Source organism: Nonomuraea sp. SYSU D8015 (assembly GCF_008065375.1).
Taxonomy (GTDB): Bacteria; Actinomycetota; Actinomycetes; order Streptosporangiales; family Streptosporangiaceae; genus Nonomuraea.
In genome coordinates this window covers 404368-424013 of sequence record NZ_VJYI01000007.1, presented here as the reverse complement: position 1 = coordinate 424013, position 19646 = coordinate 404368, and the positions used below count along the sequence as shown (strand labels likewise).

Genomic DNA, 19646 nt, shown 5'->3' with positions numbered 1-19646 from the left:
CCCATGTCAACAAGACATCTCGCCGTCCTCGCCGCAGTAGCGTTGCTCGCCTCCGCCTGCTCCCAGGGGTCGGCCTCCAGGCCCGCCACCGGCGCCGACGGCAAGGCCACCGTCCGGTATTTCACGTTCTCGGCGGCCCCGGACCACCTCAAGGACCTCGACGCGATCGAGAAGGCCTTCGAGAAGGAGAACCCGAAGGTGGACGTGGTCGTGGAGACCGCGCCCTTCGAGGAATACTTCACCAAGCTCCAGACCAGCATCGCGGGCGGCACCGCGCCGGACGCGTTCGAGCTCAACTACGAGAACTTCGTCACCTACGCCAGCGCCGGCTCCCTGCTCGACCTCGGCACGGTGGCGGGCGACGGCGACACCTCGGTCTACGCCCAGGAGTCGCTCAACGCGTTCAAGCGTGACGGCAAGCAGTACGCCCTGCCCGCCTCCTTCTCCACGGTCGTGCTCTTCTACAACAAGGACCTGTTCGAGAAGGCCGGGGTGGCGCCGCCGACGGCGGACTGGACGTGGGCCGACGAGCAGGAGGCCGCCGCGAAGCTCACCGACAGGAAGAAGGGCGTGTACGGCGACTTCCAGCCGGTCCAGTTCTTCGAGTTCTACAAGACGCTCAAGCAGGCGGGCGGCGAGTTCCTGTCCGCCGACGGCAAGAAGGCGACCTTCAACAGCCCCGAGGGCGTCAAGGCCGCCACGTGGCTGGTGGGCAAGGTCGGCAAGACGATGCCGACCGAGGCCGAGATCGGCGGCGCCGCCGACTACGACACGAACCTGTTCAAGTCCGGCAAGCTCGCCATGTGGCACAACGGCATCTGGCAGTTCGCGGGCCTGAAGGACGTGCCGTTCGAGTGGGACGTCGTCGTCGAGCCCGGTGACGCGGCCAAGGCCAGCGCCGTCTTCCACAACGCCGTCGCGATCTCGTCGAGCACCAAGAACGGCAAGGACGCCTACGCGTGGACCCGCTTCCTGTCGTCCTCGAACGTCGCGGCCACCACCCGCATCCAGTCGTCCTGGGAGCTGCCGCCGGTCGCCGACCAGCAGGTGCTCTCCGGCTACCTCAAGGACCCGAAACCGGCCAACCGGCAGGCGGTGTTCGACTCGCTGAAGTCGATCGCGCTGCCGCCGGTCATCAAGCGCCAGCAGGAGATGCAGGACGCGGTGACCAAGCACCTGACCGAGGCCGCCGCCGGGCGCAAGTCGGTGGAGGACGCGCTCAAGGCCGCCGCCGCCGACGTCGACGCCCTGCTTTCTTAAGGAGAGAACCCCGTTGTCCCTCGTCGCGCACAGCCTCGACGTGATCAAGAGATTGCAGTCGCCCACCGGGGCCTATCCGGCCTCGCCCACCTTCTCCGCCTACCGCGGCTACTCGTGGCTGCGGGACGGGGCGTTCATCGCCGAGGGGGTGAGCAGGCACGGCGACGTGACCGGCGCGGACGCCTTCCACGCTTGGTGCGCCCGGGTGATCGGCGACCGCGCGGGCCAGGTGGACGCGCTGGTCTCGCGTGCCGCGCGCGGTGAGGCCGTGCCCGTCTCCGAGATGCTGCCGACCCGCTTCACGCTCGACGGGATGGAGGGCGCGGACGAGTGGTGGGACTTCCAGCTCGACGGGTACGGGACGTGGCTCTGGGCGCTGCACGAGCACTCCGCCCGCCATGGGAGGCCGGTGCCCGAGGTCGAGAAGGGGGTCAGGGCGGCGGCCAGGTACCTGACGGCGTTCTGGCACCTGCCCTGCTACGACTGGTGGGAGGAGCACGTCGAGCAGCGGCACGTGGCCACGCTCGGCTCGATCCACGCCGGCCTGCGGGCGGCCGCGGTGCTCGGCGTGCTGAGCGCGGGCGAGGAGGCGGCCGCGCTCCAGGCGGTCGAGGGCATCGCCGCGCTGGTCGAGCGGGAGGGCGTCCACGAAGGGCGGCTGCGCAAGTGGCTCGGCGGTGACGCGGTGGACTCCAGCCTGCTGGCGTGCGTCGAGCCGTTCGGGCTCTATCCGGCCGGCCATCCGGTGGGCGCGGCGACGGTGGCCGAGGTCGAGCGGCAGCTCGCCCGCGACGGCGGCGTGTACCGCTACCTCGCCGACACCTTCTACGGCGGCGGCCGGTGGGTGCTGCTGGCGGGGTTCCTGGGCTGGAACCACGCGGCGGCCGGACGGCCCGCCGAGGCCCGCCGCTACCTGGACTGGATGGCGGCCCGGGCGACGCCGGAAGGCGACCTGCCCGAGCAGGTGTCGGACCTGCTGCTGGCCCCGGAGCGGCTGCAGGAGTGGCTCGACCGATGGGGGCCGGTGGCCACGCCGCTGCTGTGGTCGCACGGGATGTACCTGATTCTCGCCGACGAGCTGGGGGTGCGGGCATGAGCATCAGGCATCGGCCGTTCGGGTCGGGGCACCCGTACGCGGAGAGCGAGGACCAGCGCGTGCCCGCCAGGCCGCTGGACGGCGAGCCGGTGGAGCTGCGGGTACGTGCGTCGGCGAAGGTCGTCGCCGTGGTGTGCGAGTGGGTCGTGGACGGCGGGCCGCCGCTGGAGCTGCCGCTCACCAAGGCGGGCGAGGACGCGGGGGCCGAGCGGGGCGGGGTTGCGGACGGCGGGCATCTCGCCGCGGCGCAGGCGCGGGCCGCCCGCGCCGCCGCGGGGACCTGGTCCGTACGCACCCCCGCCCTGCACGCAGGCCACCGCTACGCCTACCGCTTCCGCGCCACGCTGGCCGGCGGCGCGAGCAGGACCGGCAAGTGGTTCGAGGTGTCGGCGGCGCGCTGGTCGGACGACGGCGGGAAGCTCGACGTCAGGGGAACCGACCGGGTCGTGCCCGGGAGCGTGCGGTGGCTGGTGGACGGCGACGGCGTGCGGCGGGTGCGGTTCGAGCTGGACCTGCGTCCCGACGAGCACGTCGTCGGGTTCGGCGAGCGGTACGACGCGGTGGACCAGCGCGGCCGGCGGCTCGACGCCGTCGTGTTCGAGCAGTACAAGGGCCAGGGGCGGCACGGGCGCACCTACCTGCCGATGCCGTTCGCGCTGGTGGTGGGCGGCCCGTCGAGCTGGGGCCTGCACGTGGCGACGTCGCGGCGGACCTGGTACGACGTCGGCGAGCGGCTGCGGGTCGAGGCCGAGGTGGGCCCGGACGGCGTGCTCGAGGTGCGCTTCCACGACGGGCCCGAGCCGGCCGGCGTGCTCCGCGGGTTCCTGGACGACGTGGGGCGGCCGGCCGAGCTGCCGTCATGGGTGTTCCGGCTGTGGGCCAGCGGCAACGAGTGGAACACCCAGGAACGCGTGATGGCCGAGATGGACCGGCACCGCGAGCACGGCATTCCGGTGGGGGCGCTGGTCATCGAGGCGTGGAGCGACGAGACGACGTTCACGGCCTTCCGCGGGGCCGCGTACGAGCCGTCGGAGGAGCCGCACCGCCTGGCCGACTACGCCTTCCCGCCCGACGGCCCCTGGCCGGACCCCAAGGGCATGGTGGACGAGCTGCACGACCGCGACATCAAGGTGCTGCTCTGGCAGATCCCGTTGCAGAAGATGCGCCCGCATCCCCGGCACCAGGCGGCCGTGGACGCCCGGCAGCTCGTCGAGCGCGGCTACGGGGTGCGCGAGGCGGACGGGCGTCCGTACCGGAACCGGGGGTGGTGGTTCCCGCTCGCGCTCATGCCCGACCTGTCGTCGCAGGAGGTCCGCGACTGGTGGACGGCCAAACGGCGCTACCTGGTCGAGGAGGTCGGCGTCGACGGGTTCAAGACCGACGGCGGCGAGCACGCCTGGGGGCACGACCTGCGCTACGCCGACGGCAGGGACGGCGCCGAGGGCAACAACCTGTTCCCCGTCCACTACGCCCGCGCCTTCGGTGACCTGCTCAGGTCGTGCGGCAAGGCGCCGGTGACGTTCAGCAGGGCCGGGTTCGCCGGGTCGCAGCCGCACGGGGCGTTCTGGGCCGGGGACGAGGACTCCACGTGGGAGGCGTTCCGGGCCTCCGTCAGGGCCGGGATCACGGCCTCCGCCTGCGGGATCGTGTACTGGGGCTGGGACCTGGCCGGGTTCTCCGGCGAGGTGCCGGACGCGGAGCTCTACCTGCGGGCGGCGGGGGCGTCGGCGTTCATGCCGATCATGCAGTACCACTCGGAGTTCAACCACCACCGCACGCCCATCAGGGACCGCACGCCGTGGAACGTGGCCGGGCGCACCGGGGACGAGCGGGTGATCCCGGTGTTCAGGCGGCTGGTGGAGGTGCGCGAGCGGCTGGTGCCGTACCTGGCCGAGCAGGCGCGCGAGGCCGTCGCGGGCGGGGCGCCGCTCATGCGGGGGCTGTTCTTCGACCATCCGCGCGATCCGGCCGTCTGGCGGTATCCGCTGCAGTACAAGCTGGGGGACGCGTTGCTCGTGGCCCCCGTGACAGAGCCTGATATTTCGGAAATTTCTGTGTACCTGCCCGAGGGCGAGTGGGTCGACGTCTGGACCGGCCACACCGTGGCCGGCGGCCGCGAGGTGCGCCTGCCCGCGCCCCTCGACCGCCCGCCCGTGGCCTGCGCGGCGGAGCACTGGCACCGCCTCTCCTCCGTGTTCGCCGACTGAGAGGAAACATCCGTGAGCCGGTTACGGTCGGCCGTCATCGTGGTGGTGATCGCCTTGTCATCGTTCTTCGTCCCCGTTCCCGCCGACGCGCTCGACGGCCTCTACCACGGGCCGGCCGGGATCGACGATCTGTACTCGGCCGAGCCCACCGAACGGGTGCCCCGCGACCCGATGGCCGACGAGCCCGTCCAGATCAAGGCGACGACCTGGCCGGTCGAGCCGGGCCAGTCGGTATGGGTCACCTGGTCCAAGAACGGCGTCGACCAGACCCCGATCGGCGCGGCCTGGGACTACAACAGCGGCGGCAACAGCTACTGGAAGATCGGCCTGGGTGCCTTCGCCCGCGGGGACAAGATCACCTACACCGTGCACGCGGACGTGAACGGGGGCGGGCAGAAGAGCGTCGGCCCGTTCTCGTTCACCGTCACCTCGTGGAGCACGGTGACGAACGTGACCGGCCACACCGACAACGGCACGTCGGTCGACGTCACGACCGGCGACAGCGCCGGGAGCTTCACCCCGAAGATCCGTTTCGCGTTCCCCGCACCCGACCGCTTCAGGACCCAGATCGCTCCCAGCGGCCGGGGACTGAACATCTCCGGAGTGCCCGGCTACACGGTGACCGACTCCGCGAGCACGCTCACGATCTCCACGAGCTCGCTGGTGCTGAAGATCCAGAAGTCGCCGTACCGGCTGTCGGTCTACAAAGGCGACGGGACGACGCTGATCACCCGCCAGTACGACCCCGCGACGTTCAGGAACATCGGCTGGGCCAGCGACGGCGCCACGACCATCACCAAGATCGAAGACCACTTCATGTCCCCGGCCGGCGAGCGCTTCGAGGGCTTCGGCGAGCGCTACGACCGGCTCGACCAGCGCGGCACCGACGTGCACCATTACGTCTTCAACCAGTACAGGGACCAGGGCGCCACCAGGCGCACCTACCTCAGCGTGCCGTTCTTCCTGAACTCGGCCGGCTACGGCATCTACATCCCGACCGACCGCTACGCGATCTTCAACCTCAACACCCACCTCAGCGACCTGGCCGGATTCACCGTGGACACCGGGGGCGGGCTGGACTCGACGCTCGACTACCACTTCTATGCCGGCACCCCGGCCGAGATCGTGGACGACTACACCGCGACGAGCGGGCGCCCGCTCCTGCCGCCGAAGTGGGCCTTCGGCGTGTGGATGTCGGCCAACGAGTGGAACACGCAGGCCGAGGTGGACGCCGCGCTGGCCGACGCGACGGCGTACCGGATCCCGCACACGGCGATGGTGCTGGAGCAGTGGAGCGACGAGGCCACGTTCTACATCTGGCACGGCGCGACGTACACGCCCACACCCGGGAGCGGCAAGCTGTCCTACAGCGATCTGACCTTCCCGCCGGGCACGGCGTGGCGGGACCCGAAGGCCATGGTCGACAACGCCCACAGCAAGGGCATCAGGGTGATCCTCTGGCAGATCCCGGTGCTCAAGGAGAACTTCGACACCAACCCGCCGGCCGCGCCGCAGCAGCACCTCAACGACAAGGCGTACGCGGAGTCGCAGGGATATGTCGCGAAAAATCCCACCAACGGCCCCTACCGCGTCCCGACCGGCCAGTGGTTCGGCGACAGCATGATCCCCGACTTCACCAGCCCGGCCGCGACGACCTGGTGGATGAGCAAGCGCGACTACCTCCTCGACGAGATCGGCATCGACGGCTTCAAGACCGACGGCAGCGAGGCGGTCTTCGGCCGGGGCGTGCGCTTCGCCGACGGCCGCAAGGGCGACGAGATGCACAACGCCTACCCCAACAGCTACACCGGCGCGTACAACGCCTACGTCAAGGGCAAGAGGCCGGACGGCACGATCTTCAGCAGGGCCGGCACGGCAGGCGCCCAGACCAGGTCGATCTTCTGGGCCGGCGACCAGAACTCCAGCTTCTCCGCCTTCCAGGAGGCGGTGCGGGCCCAGCTCAGCGCGGGCCAGTCGGGAGTGCCGTACACGGCGTGGGACATGGCGGGCTTCACCGGGAGCTTCCCGAGCGCCGAGCTCTACCTGCGCTCGGCCGCGCAGGCGACGTTCTCGCCGATCATGCAGTATCACTCGGAGAAGGCGAATCCGGGCACCTCGGAGGCCCGCACGCCGTGGAACGTGCAGGCCCGCACCGGCGACCCGAGCGTCGTGCCGGCCTTCCGCAAGTTCGCCAACGTGCGCATGAACCTGATCCCCTACCTCTACACCGAGGCCAGGGCGAGCGCGGCGACGGGCGTGCCGATGATGCGCGCGATGAGCTTCGCCTTCCCCCGCGACGCGACGGCCGCCGCCCTGGACCAGCAGTACGTGTTCGGCTCGCAGCTGCTCGTCGCGCCGATCACCGCGCAGGGCGCGACCTCGAAGAGCGTGTACGTGCCCGCCGGCGAGTGGTACGACCTGTGGAACGGCGGCCGCTTCACCGGCCCGGGCACCAAGACCTACCACGCGGGCCTGGACACGATCCCGGTCTACGCCAGGCCGGGCGCGATCATCCCGCTCAACCTCAACGCCGACTACCAACTCGGCGGCGACATCGGCAACAGCGTCGACACCTACACCAACCTGACCTTCCGGATTTATCCGTCGGGCACCACGTCGTACGCCTATTTCGAGGACAGCGCGAACACCACCCGCACCGTCACCTCGGCCGAGAACTGGGCCGGGCACACGGTGACGGTCACCGTGCCGCCGCTGACCACGACCGGCACGCTGCAGGTGGCGAGCACGAAGCCCACCTCGGTGACGGGCGCGACCGCACGCGGCACCCTCGCCGACCTCAAGGCCGCCGCCGAGGGCTGGTGGTGGGACCCGGTGCAGCAGCTCACCCACGTCAAGCTGGCGAGCGCCGCCTCCGGCCGGACGGTCACCCTGAACGGCGTGGACAAGGCGGCCTACGAGGCCGAGTTCGCGACCGGCACGGGCACCTCCACCAACACCGACCACGCCGGCTACACCGGCACCGGTTTCGCGGACGGCTTCGCCACCTCGGGCGACGCGGTGACCTTCCAGGTCAAGGCCGACACGGCGGGCGCCCACCAGCTCAAGTTCCGCTACTCGACCACGGTGAACGCCACCAGGACCGTCTATGTGGACGGCGTGCGGGCCGGCACGCTGTCGCTGCCCGCGCTGGCGAACTGGGACACCTGGGGCACGGCCACGCTGACCGCCTCCCTGCCGGCAGGCGCCCACACCGTCAAGATCGCCTTTGACGCGGCGGACACCGGCGGGATCAACCTCGACAACCTGGTGGTGGCCCGCCCATGATCCGCGCTCTCGCCTTCTTGTCGGTGCTGCTCGTGCCGCTGCTGCAGGCGTCGTCCGCGCAGGCGGCGGTGCAGCGGGTGGAGTTCGCCAGCGGCTCGGCGTACCTGATCGTGGAGTTCCTGGACGACGACCTCGTGCACTTCGAGCTCGCCGATGGCACCAGCCCCGGGGTGAACGCCCCGCTCTTCGCCACGCCGCAGGTGGCGAAGAAGGACTACCTGGGCCCGGCCAGCTTCACCCGGTCGGGCGACACGCTGACCACGGCCTCGATGAAGGTGGAGGTCGCGGCGGGGACGTTGTGCGTCAAGGTCTCCGACCCGGTCCGGCTGCTGTACGAGGCGTGCCCGCGCAACCTCAGCCAGGCGTGGAAGGGCCTGACGATCACCAAGGGCTCGATGCAGAACGCGTACGGGCTGGGCGAGCAGTTCTTCACGGGCGGCAGCGCCGACGGCGACTGGGTGGGCCGCACCCGCACGCCGGGCGGCCCGTTCGGCAACTCCTGGGTGTGGGACGAGGACAACGGGGCGGCCGGCAACGCGCAGATCCCGGTGCTGTACGCGGTCGGCCCGTCGAACCTGAACTACGGCCTGCTGCTCGACCAGGTCTACAAGCAGGAGTGGAACCTGACCGGCGACCCCTGGACCGTGGACACGTGGGGCGACCAGCTCAGGTGGTACACGATGACCGGGCCGAACCTGCCGGACCTGCGGTCGGACTACATGGAGCTGACCGGCAGGCCGCCGGTGCCGCCGAAGAAGACGTTCGGCATGTGGGTGTCGGAGTACGGCTACGACAACTGGGCCGAGATCGACAACCGGCTCGCCGGGCTGCGGGCCGACGCGTTCCCCGTGGACGGGTTCGTGCTGGACGTGCCGTGGTTCGGCGGGGTGACCCCGGCGTCGGACAACACCCGCATGGGCACCCTTTCCTGGGACACGACGGCTTTTCCCAACCCAGCGAGCAAGATTTCCGACTATGCCGCGAACCAGGGCCTCGGCCTGATCACCATCGAGGAGTCGTACGTCGGGAAGGGCCTCCCCGAGCACGCCGACCTGGCCGCCCGCGGCCACCTCGTGAGATCCGGATGCTCCGACTGCCCTCCCGTCTACCTCACCCAGAACGACTGGTGGGGCTACGGCGGCATGATCGACTGGACGCAGGACGCGGCAGGAGACCACTGGCACGCGCTCAAGCGGCAACCTCTCATCGACCAGGGCGTCCAGGGCCACTGGCTGGACCTCGGCGAGCCGGAGATGTACCAGGCGTCCGACTGGACCGCGGGCGTGCTGCCCGGCAAGCACGCCCACGCCGACTACCACAACGTCTACAACCTCAAGTGGGCCGAGAGCGTGGCCCGCGGGTACCTCTCCGGCGACAAGCGCCCGTTCATGCTGGCCCGCTCGGGCGCGGCCGGCATCCAGCGGCACGGCGTCGCCATGTGGTCGGCCGACATCGGCTCCAAGCTGACCGCGCTGGCCCAGCAGCAGAACGTCCAGATGCACATGTCCATGTCCGGCATCGACTACTTCGGCTCCGACATCGGCGGCTTCCACAGGAAGCTGCTGAACTCCGACCTGAACGAGCTCTACACGCAGTGGTTCGCGAACGGCGCCTGGTTCGAGGTGCCGGTGCGCCCGCACACCGAGAACCTGTGCAACTGCGCGCAGACCTCCCCCGACAAGATCGGCCACAAGGCCAGCAACCTGGCCAACCTCCGCCAGCGCTACGAGCTCGCGCCCTACTACTACTCGCTGGCCCACCGCGCCCACCTCTTCGGCGAGCCGGTGGTGCCGCCGCTCGTGCATTACCACCAGAACGACCCGAACGTGCGCGAGATGGGCCATGAGAAGCTGATCGGCCGCGACCTGCTGGTCGGCGTCGTGGCCGGCGCGAACGAGCGCGAGCGCGACGTCTACCTGCCGGCGGGCACCTGGTACGACTACGCCACCGGCGAGAAGCTCACCAGCACCGGCCAGTGGTTCACCGACCGGCCGCTGTGGGTCGACGGGGTGTTCCGGCTGCCCGCCTTCGCCCGGGCCGGGGCGATCATCCCGAAGATGCACGTGGACGACAAGACCATGAACGTCATGGGCAAACGGACCGACGCGACGACCAGGAACGAGCTGATCGCCCGTGTCTACCCGCACACCGCGTCCACGGAGTTCACCCTGTATGAGGACGACGGGACCACGACCGCGTACAAGAACGGCTCCGTGCGCACGACGCGGATCAGCCAGCAGCTCAGCGGCGGCACGGCCACCGTCACCGTGGCCCCCTCCAGCGGGACCTACGCCGGCGCGCCCGCGAGCCGGCCCACCGTGGTGGAGCTGGTGGCCGACACCCAGGCGTCGGCGGTCACGCTGAACGGCTCCCCGCTCACCCAGCACGCCACCAAGAGCGCCTTCGACGCGGCCGCCGGCGGCTGGTACAACGCCGGAGGCAACCTGATCGTCGCCAAGGCGCCGAGCGGGAGCGTCACGACGGCCAAGACGTTCGCGTTCACGCTCGGGCAGGCACCGGCGGCGATGACGTTCCGCTGCGACAACGGCACCACCACACCCGGCCAGTCGGTGTACGCGGTCGGCGGCGTTCCGCAGCTCGGGTCCTGGTCGGTGGCCGGCGCGGTCAAGCTGTCGCCCACCGCGTACCCGACCTGGACGGCCACGATCGGCAAGCTCCCGCCGAACACGACCGTCGAGTGGAAGTGCGTCAAACGCCAGGAGTCCGGCTATCCCGACACCGCCGATCAGTGGCAGCCCGGCCCGAACACCTCCTTCACCACCCCGCCCAGCGGCAACGGCGGCACGACGAGAGGCGCCTTCTGATCCCCCTGAAGCCGGATCACCATCCTGGACGACAGGTCCCCCTAATGTCACCCGATCGCCAGGGTGGATCGATCCACACACGTCGCCAGCCCCAAGGACGCATATGTGCCACTAATTCCCCCCAAAAGACCTCGCCCCCTACGGAGAGGTCCTTACCCGCCTCCTTGGTCGGGCCGTGAGCATCGGAGCGCCGGTGTTAGCCTCAAGAACGTGCTAGGCGCGGGGACCACTCTTAATGACCGCTACGTGCTCACCGGCCGCCTCGGCGGCGGGGGCATGGGCGAGGTCTGGCGTGCCGACGACACGGTCCTGGGCCGCGCGGTCGCCGTCAAGGTCCTGATGCCCGCCCTCACCGAGGACCCCACGCTCGCCCAGCGCTTCCTCAACGAGGCCAGGGCGATGGCCACGCTGCACCACCCCGGCGTGGTCGACGTCTACGACTACGGCACGTGCGAGGCCGGCGGCCGCCGGCTGAGCTTCCTCGTCATGGAGTACATCCGCGGCGAGTCGCTCGACCGCGTCCTGCGCCGCGGCCCGCTCGGCCCCGCCGCCACCATGCGCCTGATCGCGGAGGTCGGCGACGCGCTGGCCGCGGCGCACGCGCAGGGCATCGTGCACCGCGACGTCAAGCCGGCCAACCTCATGGTGAGGCCCGAGGGCGGCGTGGTGCTCACCGACTTCGGCATCGCCCACTCGGTCTCGGCCGGCCATCTGACGGCCACGGGAACGATGTTGTGCTCGGCCGGTTACTGCGCTCCTGAGCTGGCCACGGCCAGCGAGGTGACGCCGGCGGTCGACGTGTACGCCCTGGGCGTGGTGGCGTACGAGTGCCTGACCGGGGAGCTGCCGTTCCAGGGCAACACGCCCGTACAGATCATCTTCAAGCACCTCAACTCCCCCATCCCGCCTCTGCCGGCGGAGGTGCCGCCCGGCCCGCGGCACGTGGTCGAGCGGGCGCTGGAGAAGGCGCCCGACCGGCGCTGGCCGACGGTCGCCGACATGGCCGAGGCCGCGCGCCGCGCGACGACCTCCCCCAGCACCGTGCCCATGCCGGCACCGCGCCGCCGCCGCACGACGCGGGCGGTGCTCACCATGGCCGCCGCCGTGCTGGTGTCCGCGGGTGTGGCGGGCTCCGTCTGGCTGCGCCCGGCCGAGCCCACGATGGGCACCACCGTGACGCCGACCGTCGAGGCCACCTCGGCCACGGTCGACTCCCCCACGCCCCCGACCACCTCCAGGCCGCCGTCCGCGCCGCCGAGCAGGCGTCTCCCGAGCGCCAAGCCGACCCGCGCCACGCCCTCGCCGAGCCCCACGGTGACGACCACCCCCACCACGCCGACCACGACGCCCACCGTCACCCCCACCACGTCGGAGCCCACGAAGGAGCCGACCCAGGAGCCGGAGCCGAGCTCGCCGGGGCCGGAGGAGCCCACCTCCGAGCCCTCGGCGGGCACTCCGCCCAGCGACATCCAGTGCGTGCGCGAGCCCTGCCCATGACCGCCGCACGTTCGATGTCCATGATCACCCGCCAGTCGTGAGAAGGTCGTCGCGTGGATACGACTCGTGATCTCCTCATAACCCTCGCCTGCCGTTACGCCTTCGCCGATCTCGGGGCGCTCGCGCCCACGGCGGAGATCGCCGAGGTGTGCGAGTTCGGACACCGGCTGCTCTCGCTCGACGCCGAGGACTTCGCGGCCGAGGCGAAGGTCGTGCCCGCCGAGCTGAGGCGACGGGCGCGGGCCTGCCACATGCCGCAGACGCCGCGCGAGCAGCCGCGGGGGGCGCTGGAGTCGCTGCGGCCGGCGTACGGGTTGCTGCTGGAGGTCATCGCCGCGCGGTGGCACCGGCGGGAGCTGAGCCCGATGATCGCGGCCGTGCACATCGCGAGCGAATACCTGCCGCTGCTGGCCTTCGAGCCGCAGCTCGGCCACGCGGGGGATCCCACCCGGTGGCCGGCGGGGCTGAGCGCGCCGGGCAGCCGGTTCGGGGTGATCGGGGACCGGGAGTGTGATCACACCAAGTCCGAGCAGTCCGCCACCAACAGGACGTTGCGCGTGTCGGCGGAGCCCGGCGAGGGGTGGCGCGCGTACTTCGACCGGCAGCACAGCCAGGTCGCGGGCGCTCTCGCCGTGTGCGTCGCCACCTGCCGCAACCCGTGCACGGCCATGGACTGGATCGAGCCCGAGCCCCGCGCCGACCTGCAGCTGCGCTCCCGCAGTGCCCTGGCCTTCGCCGACACGCCGCTGGTCCGGCTGCGGCATGCGGCGCCAGTGGGGCACGGGTTCGGCGTGCCGTCGCCGGAGGAGGTCCTGGAGGCCTGGGAACGCAGCCGGACGGCGCTGGACAAGAACCCGGTGGGCGCCTCGGCCATGGAGGACGACGGCTTCCCCCTGCCGGGCCTGCCGGCCCTCTTCTCCGCTATCGCCGCCGCCCCCATCGCACCGGCCACGATCCTCCAGGGCGTCAGCAACCACATCATCACGCTCCTCGAACGCACCTGACCCACTCGCGGCGCCCGCTCGGCCACATCCGCCCGGTCACGCCAGGTCCCGTCGCTCTCGGCCCCTGACACGGCCTCCGCGCGATCTCACAGCACAGCCGGATGCCGGAGCGGCCTTCGGGCGTGCAGCACTCTGGGCGGCGCGTGCACGAGCGCGGCGGGCGCCGGGGCGTGTGACGGTGAGTCGATGGGGCCGGCGTACGAAACGGTCGCGCAGGGGGCGGTGGGTCAGCGGCGGGCGGTGGCCTGTTCGCCCAGGGAGGCGATGCCGTACAGGATGCCGCCGATCAGGTCGCCGACGCTGAAGGCGGTCGCCATCGACATCGCCGTCATCCGGCAGGCGGCATCGCTCAGCCGCCGTCGCGCGCGCTCGCCGGTCACGATCTCCAGCCCGCGCCCCTTGACGTCCACCAGGATCACCACCGCGTCGTCGGCCTCCTCGCCCAGGGCGGCGTGCAGGCGTTCGGCGAAGTGGCGCCGCCCCCCGACCGGCTCCCCCAGGAAGAGCCCGAACCGGAGCCCGCTGCGCCGTTCGGCGGTGTGCAGGGCCCTCCTGATGTCGTCGGCCTGGGCGGTGGTCAGTCCACGCATCGTCACCTCACCATCCGGCCGACGCGCCGCCGACGTGCCGCCCCGGCTCCGCCGTCTCGGCCGCGGCCACCCAGTCGACCTCGGGCACGGACGTCCAGTGCGCGACCCGCTCGGCCAGCACCAGCTCAGAGGTGCTCACGCCGCGTTCGCTCCCCGACGGCCCGCCGAACCACACCGGGCCGGACTCGATCCGCCGCCGCACGCCACCGCGTCCGGGCACCATGACCAGCAGGCTGATCAGCACGAACAGCCCCATGGATATCCCGAAGAGTGAGAGCAGAATCTCCGCCGCGCTGTCCACACCACGAACGTAAACCTCGTGAGCGGGTCCGGCCAGACCCATGCGGGCGGCAAGTTATGATCTTGTACGAAGCTACGGCATCTCTAGAGAAGAACGTTAGTAATACCCGGAAAACGGGCGTAGAACACGGTGAGCTGAGCCATAAAACTATGGACAGGGCAACACTAGGAATCACTCAGATTCCCGGGCTACGGTGAGTTACGTGGACTCCGACAACCAGCGAGAAGACGGTCACAACGCGTCACCCATCTGGGTGAGCGACAGGCCAGAGAGTGAGCAGACCGCCGCCGCGAAGCCATCGGCGCCCACCTCCACGTACGCGCCGGTAGAGCGCGCGTCCGTGCGCAGCCTGCTGCAACAACCGCGTTATCGTCGCCTGCGCAACCGCCTGCTGCTGGCCGCCGGCGTGGCCTTGGCGGTGGGCTTCCTCGTGGGCGACTGGCGGGTCGGCGTGACCGCGGGCGTGATCGCGGCCATCGTCGAGGCGGTCTATCGCGCGCGTTCCAACTCGTCCGTGCCCGCGTGGCGGCGTTCGTCCGTGGCAGAGCGGCGCACGGAGGCGCAGCTGCGCAAGCTGGAGCGCAGCGGCTACCGCACGCTCCACGCCAGGGCGATCCCCGACACCGAGCACCAGATCGACCATCTGGTGGTGGGCCCGACGGGCGTCTACGCGGTCGACTCCGAGAAGTGGGACAAGCGGCTCCCGGTCCGCGTGCAGATGGGCAAGAAGCTCTTCCACGGCCCGTTCGACCAGAAAGACCGCCTCAACCACGCCAAGCTCGAGGCGTCGAAGGCCAGCGAGCTGATCACCAAGTCGTTCGGCCGCGAGGTCCCGGTGGTGCCGTCGCTCGCCATCTATGGGCCACCGGTGCCGTGGAAGATCATGACGATCCGGGGCGTGGATGTCTACCAGGGCGATCGTGCCCGCAAGTGGATCACCAAGCGGGAGCGGGCGCTGACCGACGCCGAGATCGACCGGATCTACGACATCGCGGCCCAGGTGCTCCCCGCCCGGTACGGCGAGGACTGACCGCCGGCCGCTAACCCGCCCTCAGCCGTTCGCCGAAGTCGTCGAGCGCGGCCACCAGGTCCGCGCTCGCCGGCAGGCTGCGCGGCAGCCGTGAGTACACCGCGGTGCCGAAGCCGGCGACCCGTACGATCTGGTCGATCAGCGCTTCCCTGTCGCGCGGCCACGGGAACGACGGCTGGGCGATGAGCAGAGAGACGCAGCCGTGCACGGCCGACCAGAGGCCGAGCGCCAGCTCCTCCGGGTCGCCCTCGAGCATACGGGTCTCCACGCAGGCCGAGACCGCGTTCACCATGTGGCGGAAGCACGCGGCGGCGGCGGGCGGCACTCCGGGCGCGACCGACGGCCGCATCATCAGCACCCTGTACTGCACCGGGTGGTCGAGGGCGAAGCGGGCGTAGGCGCGCCCGCACCTGCCCAGGGCGAGGAGCGGGTCGCCGCCGAGGTTCTCGCTGAAGAGCCGCCCGAGCTCGTCCCACACGCGCATGCAGACCGCCTCGACGAGCGCCTCCTTGTCGGCGAAGTGGAGGTAGACCGAGGGCGTGGTCACCCCGGCGCGCTCGGCCACGGCGCGCAGCGTGAGCGCGTCCTCGGTGCCCGACTCCGCCAGCAGGTCCTCGGCGGCGCGCAGGATCTCCTCCCGCAGCAGCGGCCCTTCGCCTCGCCTGGCGCGCACGCGTCTGGTGGTGGTCATGGATCTCACATTGACGTCGTCAGGTTAACGCTGTCAATCTGATCAAATGGGGACTTTTCAGGAAGCGACCGCATTAGTCGCGCAGGGTGACGGCGAGTACGCCGCCGTGCTCGACGCCCAGTGGAGCGTCGGGACCCGGTTGCACGGCGGCTACCTGCTGGCCGTGCTCGGCCGCGCGGCCTGCGCGAGCGCCGGGGGCAACGGCCACCCGCACGTGACCGCCGTCAGCGCCTCCTTCATCGAGCCGCCCGAGCCCGGCGACGCCGTCGCGCGCGTCGAGACGCTCCGGGTGGGCAGGAGCGTGGCCCAGGTCAGGACCGCGCTGGTGCAGGAGGGCCGGACGCGGGTGGAGGCGCACGTCACACTGGGCCTCCTGGACGACTCCGACCCCTGGTGGACGGCGAGCGAGCCGGTCGAGCTGCCGCCGGAGCAGGACTGCGTCCTGGCCCCGGCCGACGCGCCCGGCGCAGGCTTCGTCGTGCCGCTGATGGACGTGGTCGAGGAGCGCATCGACCCGGCCCACCTGGCCTTCGTGTTCGGCAACCCGTCCGGGCGCGGCGTCATCGCGTCGTGGCAGCGGCTGGCCGACGGCTCCGACTGGGACCCCCTGAGCCTGCTGGTGGCGCTCGATCCGGTGCCGCCGGTCTCGTACGACCTGGGCGTGCCGGGCTGGGTGCCCACCATCCAGCTGACGGCGTACGTCCGCAGGCTCCCCGCGCCGGGGCCGGTCAGGGTGCGCCTGTCGGCCACGGACGTCGGCGGGGAGCGGATGGACGAGGTGGCGCACGTCTGGGACGCCAAGGGCCGTCTGGTGGCCCAGGCGACCCAGCTGGCCGCCGTACGGCTGCCCGCCTGACCCCCGCACGTCACCGCGACCGCCCGCTCTTTCAGCGAGGCCCTTTTCCGGGGGAAGGGCCGGGAAGCCGGGATCCCCTTCGGGGGAAGGGCCCGGAAGCCGCAGCCGCTTCGGGAGAAGGGCGCGGAAGTCGGTGTCCCTTCGGGCGAAGACCGGCGATGCCGGAGTTCATTCGGGCAAGAGGCGGTGAGGCGGAGGTCCTTCCGGTGGCGGTGAGGTAGAGGTCCTTTCGGGAGAGTCGCGGGAAATCGGGAGCCTTTCGGGCAGTGGGGATCCGTGCGGGGAGGACGGGCCTAGCGGTAGATCTCCGGGATCGAGTCGCACCAGGGAAAGAACTCCTTGCGGTCGGCCGCCGTGATGTTGCCGCACGCCCCGATCTGCGTGGGCCGCTCGGCGCCCTTGGCGTGCAGGATCAGCACGGCCTTGTCCACCGGGTACTGCCGGGGCGACTCCGAGCCGAAGTCCAGCGCCCCCGTGGCGCCCTCGATGGCGTGCCCGCTCTGCCCGGGCGCGTAGAGGGTGCCGAGCTGGCGCCAGACGGTGTAGGAGTTCACCGGCACGGAGTGGCTCTCCTTGCCGAGCCGCCGGATGGCCGTGATCATCGTCTCGGTGGCGTCGTACGAGAGCGCCGCGTGCCCGTCCAGCGTGCGGCCCGGGCCGGGCTCCTCGCACTCGAACGGGAACGTGGCGAACAGGTCGGTGTAGAAGTCGTGCCGCTGCGGCTCGTCGCACCGGTTGGGCGCGGCGGCGAACGACTCGTAGTAGTACCCGACCCGGGTGACGGCGGACCTGAGCCGCACGTCGGCGGCGTACCTGGTGACGTCGTCGCCGCCGAGGACGACCGGCGGCGCGCCCGCGCACTTGTCGGCGATCCCCTTGATGAACTCGGCGAAGTCGGGGATGCCGCGCCCGGCGAAGTACACCAGCCCGTCGAACCCGCAGGCCGACACCCCCGCGTCACGCGGCTCCCCGGCGTAGGCGTCGTCGCTGCGGTCGGCCGGGCCCGGCTTGGCGGCGCCGATCGGCGTGAACCGGTGGCCCTCGACCGCGAAGCCGCGTTCCTTCAGCCGCGCGACCACCCGATCGTGCAGGTTGGAGGAGTAGTAGTCGGTCACGTCGTGCGAGTAGTAGACCCGGGCCGCCCGCCGCTTCACCTCCCCCTTCTTGACCAGCGAGTCCGCGAAGGCCGCGGCCATCCAGGCCTGCCTGGAGTTCTGCGGCGCGACCTGGAAGTAGAACGGCGACTCGTTCACCAGCCGGTCGGCCGACAGCGTGGAGGCGACCATCGGCAGCCCCGCCTTGCCGAGCTCCTGGATGGCGGCCACGGTCTCCTGGCGGCTCTGGTCGAGGCCGACCACGCCCACGATGGGCGCCTCCTCGTCGCGGTAACGCAGCAGCAGCCTGGCGATCCGCGAGCCGTGCTGCATGCGGCCGCCGGCGTTGGCGAGCAGGATGCGGACCAGGGGCTCGCTGGCGCCGCTGGAGGCGTTCTGGCGCTTCTGCGCGATCGCGACCCCGGCCAGGCCCTCACGGGAGGCCGCGAGGGCGTCCCGGTCGGTCGTGGTGAGCGCGGCGAGGTAGACGATGGTCACGTACGGCCGCCGGCCGTCCTCCTCGTGCAGCCGGGCGGCCCGCCCGTTCTCCTGCTGGAGCACCGCCTGGACCTTCTCGATCTCGGCGTTGCCCGGCGTGAACAGGTAGTCGGGCTCGGCCACGCCGACGCATTCCGTGCCGGCCAGCTGCCTGCCGCTCTCGGTCCACGGCGTCCACAGGCCGGTGGCGCAGGCGCTGCGGTGCCAGGCGGCGGTCTGGCCGGCGTACGCGCCGACGGCGCCCGCCAGGACCATCCAGAACAGCGCGATCGCGGTCCACGACGACCACCACGGCGCCACGCGGGCGGGCGGGACCCAGGTGGGGTCCGCGACGTCGTACCTGGCGAGGTCGGCGGGCACGGGCGGCGCGGAGATCGTGAGCGGCGTCCGGATCACCTGCCGCCAGGCGGCGGCGTCGTCGGCCGTGACCAGTTCCCTGCGCCAGCGGATCAGCCGCCACAGCGGCTCCTCGTCGTCCTCCAGCAGCACGGCGTCAGGCGTGTACGAGACCACCACGACCGGGTCGAACCTGTCGAGCTCCGCGCGCCGCTCCTCGACGAGGTCCACCAGGGCGCTCGCGTGCTCGTTGAGCAGCAGCAACGGGTAGAACACATGGCTCGCCCCGCGTACGTGCAGCGGCGAGCGCCGGTACTGCGCGCTCAGGTCGTCCATGAACGCCGACAGCAGCAGCCGGGACAGGCGTTCCCCGTCGGCCGGGTCGAGGCCGGCCAGCAACGCCGCCACGCCGGGCGCCTGGGGGTCGTCCTGTGACAGGGCGCGGCGCAGCCAGCGGAAACGCCCGCTCAGCCACGGCACGCGCCCACTGAGCCGCAGGTCGTGCAGGAAGCCCGGTAACAGCTTGAGCAGCACGTTCACGGGGAACGGCACATGGTCCGCGCCCCGGTCCGCCGCGTCGACGCCCCACCCCCAGTTGCGGTCGGCCTCGCGCAGGACGCGGCGGGCCTGGTCCTCCTTGCCATGGGCCTCGGCGAGCCCTTCGACGATGCGGGCGGTGAGCTGGTAGCGCGGGAAGCGGAGTCTGCTGCCGCGCAGGGCGGTCACGATCCGCGAGAGGATCTCCGGGACCCCCTCGCCCGGCTGGATGTCCGGGTGGGCCCGGGGTATGCCCGGGGAGATCACGTGAGTGGCCGCCCTCCCCTGCGGCGCCAGAATGGCCGGCCAGTCGCCAGCCTCGCTCAGCTCGACCAGCGGGATGCCCCGGCGGCCGGTGTGCTGCTTGGCCGCGTGCGGCGAGTCCTGCACTCCTTCGCCTCTGGCCGGGCGGCGGCACAGGCGGTCTATCGTGTGGATGAAGTTGCCGACCCTGGCGGGATCGTCGAGCATCACTGCCCCGTGGCTCATCTGATCTCTCTAACATGAGCACACCCGGCGACGGCCTCGATTACGGCACG

13 protein-coding genes are annotated in these 19646 nt (G+C 71.3%); 9 read left to right on the top strand and 4 right to left on the bottom strand.

Annotated features, from left to right (window positions below; all coding sequences use genetic code 11):
• Window positions 1–3: 3 nt before the first annotated feature.
• The 7 genes from ID574_RS29910 to ID574_RS29880 all read left to right on the top strand — a co-directional run bounded on the left by ID574_RS29910 (window position 4) and on the right by ID574_RS29880 (window position 13174).
• Window positions 4–1260 (top strand): ABC transporter substrate-binding protein, encoded by a 1257-nt coding sequence (locus ID574_RS29910; protein WP_188192296.1) that lies wholly within the window; start codon window positions 4–6, stop codon window positions 1258–1260.
• Window positions 1261–1273: 13 nt separating this feature from the next.
• Complete coding sequence (locus tag ID574_RS29905) at window positions 1274–2356, top strand: glycoside hydrolase family 15 protein (protein ID WP_188192295.1); 1083 nt, start codon at window positions 1274–1276, stop codon at window positions 2354–2356.
• Complete coding sequence (locus tag ID574_RS29900) at window positions 2353–4563, top strand: glycoside hydrolase family 31 protein (RefSeq protein ID WP_188192294.1); 2211 nt, start codon at window positions 2353–2355, stop codon at window positions 4561–4563. The genes ID574_RS29905 and ID574_RS29900 overlap by 4 nt, the downstream gene beginning before the upstream one ends.
• Before the next feature lie 12 nt (window positions 4564–4575).
• Entirely contained in the window at window positions 4576–7848 is a 3273-nt protein-coding gene (locus ID574_RS29895) for a TIM-barrel domain-containing protein (RefSeq protein WP_188192293.1), read from the top strand.
• Complete coding sequence (locus ID574_RS29890; protein ID WP_188192292.1) at window positions 7845–10673, top strand: TIM-barrel domain-containing protein; 2829 nt, start codon at window positions 7845–7847, stop codon at window positions 10671–10673. The genes ID574_RS29895 and ID574_RS29890 overlap by 4 nt, the downstream gene beginning before the upstream one ends.
• Before the next feature lie 210 nt (window positions 10674–10883).
• The gene (locus tag ID574_RS29885; protein ID WP_188192291.1) at window positions 10884–12170 is read left to right on the top strand and encodes a serine/threonine-protein kinase; all 1287 of its coding nucleotides are present in this window, start codon (window positions 10884–10886) and stop codon (window positions 12168–12170) included.
• Window positions 12171–12223: 53 nt separating this feature from the next.
• Window positions 12224–13174 (top strand): hypothetical protein, encoded by a 951-nt coding sequence (locus tag ID574_RS29880; RefSeq protein WP_188192290.1) that lies wholly within the window; start codon window positions 12224–12226, stop codon window positions 13172–13174.
• Window positions 13175–13401: 227 nt separating this feature from the next.
• Here ID574_RS29880 and ID574_RS29875 read toward each other — a convergent pair whose 3' ends face one another.
• Together ID574_RS29875 and ID574_RS29870 are read right to left on the bottom strand one after the other, a co-directional pair.
• The gene (locus ID574_RS29875; RefSeq protein ID WP_188192289.1) at window positions 13402–13764 is read right to left on the bottom strand and encodes a DUF5130 family protein; all 363 of its coding nucleotides are present in this window, start codon (window positions 13762–13764) and stop codon (window positions 13402–13404) included.
• A 7-nt stretch (window positions 13765–13771) separates the two neighbouring features.
• Window positions 13772–14065: a hypothetical protein gene (locus tag ID574_RS29870; protein WP_188192288.1), complete on the bottom strand. Its 294-nt coding sequence runs from the start codon at window positions 14063–14065 to the stop codon at window positions 13772–13774.
• 202 nt (window positions 14066–14267) lie between these two features.
• On the opposite strand from ID574_RS29870, the gene ID574_RS29865 reads away from it, so the two are divergent.
• Complete coding sequence (locus ID574_RS29865; protein WP_188192287.1) at window positions 14268–15095, top strand: nuclease-related domain-containing protein; 828 nt, start codon at window positions 14268–14270, stop codon at window positions 15093–15095.
• A gap of 10 nt (window positions 15096–15105) precedes the next feature.
• Here ID574_RS29865 and ID574_RS29860 read toward each other — a convergent pair whose 3' ends face one another.
• Window positions 15106–15786, bottom strand: a complete 681-nt coding sequence (locus ID574_RS29860; RefSeq protein WP_188192286.1) for a TetR/AcrR family transcriptional regulator — start codon at window positions 15784–15786, stop codon at window positions 15106–15108.
• A gap of 46 nt (window positions 15787–15832) precedes the next feature.
• Between ID574_RS29860 and ID574_RS29855 the strand changes: the two genes are divergently transcribed.
• Window positions 15833–16642 carry a thioesterase family protein gene (locus ID574_RS29855; protein ID WP_188192285.1) on the top strand — a complete coding sequence of 270 codons (810 nt, stop codon included), beginning with the start codon at window positions 15833–15835 and terminating at the stop codon, window positions 16640–16642.
• 293 nt (window positions 16643–16935) lie between these two features.
• Here the strand turns inward: ID574_RS29855 and ID574_RS29850 are convergent, their stop codons facing one another.
• Window positions 16936–19596 (bottom strand): ABC transporter substrate-binding protein, encoded by a 2661-nt coding sequence (locus tag ID574_RS29850; protein ID WP_188192284.1) that lies wholly within the window; start codon window positions 19594–19596, stop codon window positions 16936–16938.
• Between the last annotated feature and the right edge of the window lie 50 nt (window positions 19597–19646).

Bases quoted from the DNA above. Each gene is read 5' to 3' on its own strand.
- ID574_RS29900 (WP_188192294.1), top strand. From the start codon at position 2,353: ATGAGCATCAGGCATCGGCCGTTCGGGTCGGGGCACCCGTACGCGGAG.
- ID574_RS29875 (WP_188192289.1), bottom strand. From the start codon at position 13,764: ATGCGTGGACTGACCACCGCCCAGGCCGACGACATCAGGAGGGCCCTG.
- ID574_RS29850 (WP_188192284.1), bottom strand. From the start codon at position 19,596: ATGAGCCACGGGGCAGTGATGCTCGACGATCCCGCCAGGGTCGGCAAC.
- ID574_RS29855 (WP_188192285.1), top strand. From the start codon at position 15,833: ATGGGGACTTTTCAGGAAGCGACCGCATTAGTCGCGCAGGGTGACGGC.
- ID574_RS29910 (WP_188192296.1), top strand. From the start codon at position 4: ATGTCAACAAGACATCTCGCCGTCCTCGCCGCAGTAGCGTTGCTCGCC.
- ID574_RS29890 (WP_188192292.1), top strand. From the start codon at position 7,845: ATGATCCGCGCTCTCGCCTTCTTGTCGGTGCTGCTCGTGCCGCTGCTG.
- ID574_RS29860 (WP_188192286.1), bottom strand. From the start codon at position 15,786: ATGACCACCACCAGACGCGTGCGCGCCAGGCGAGGCGAAGGGCCGCTG.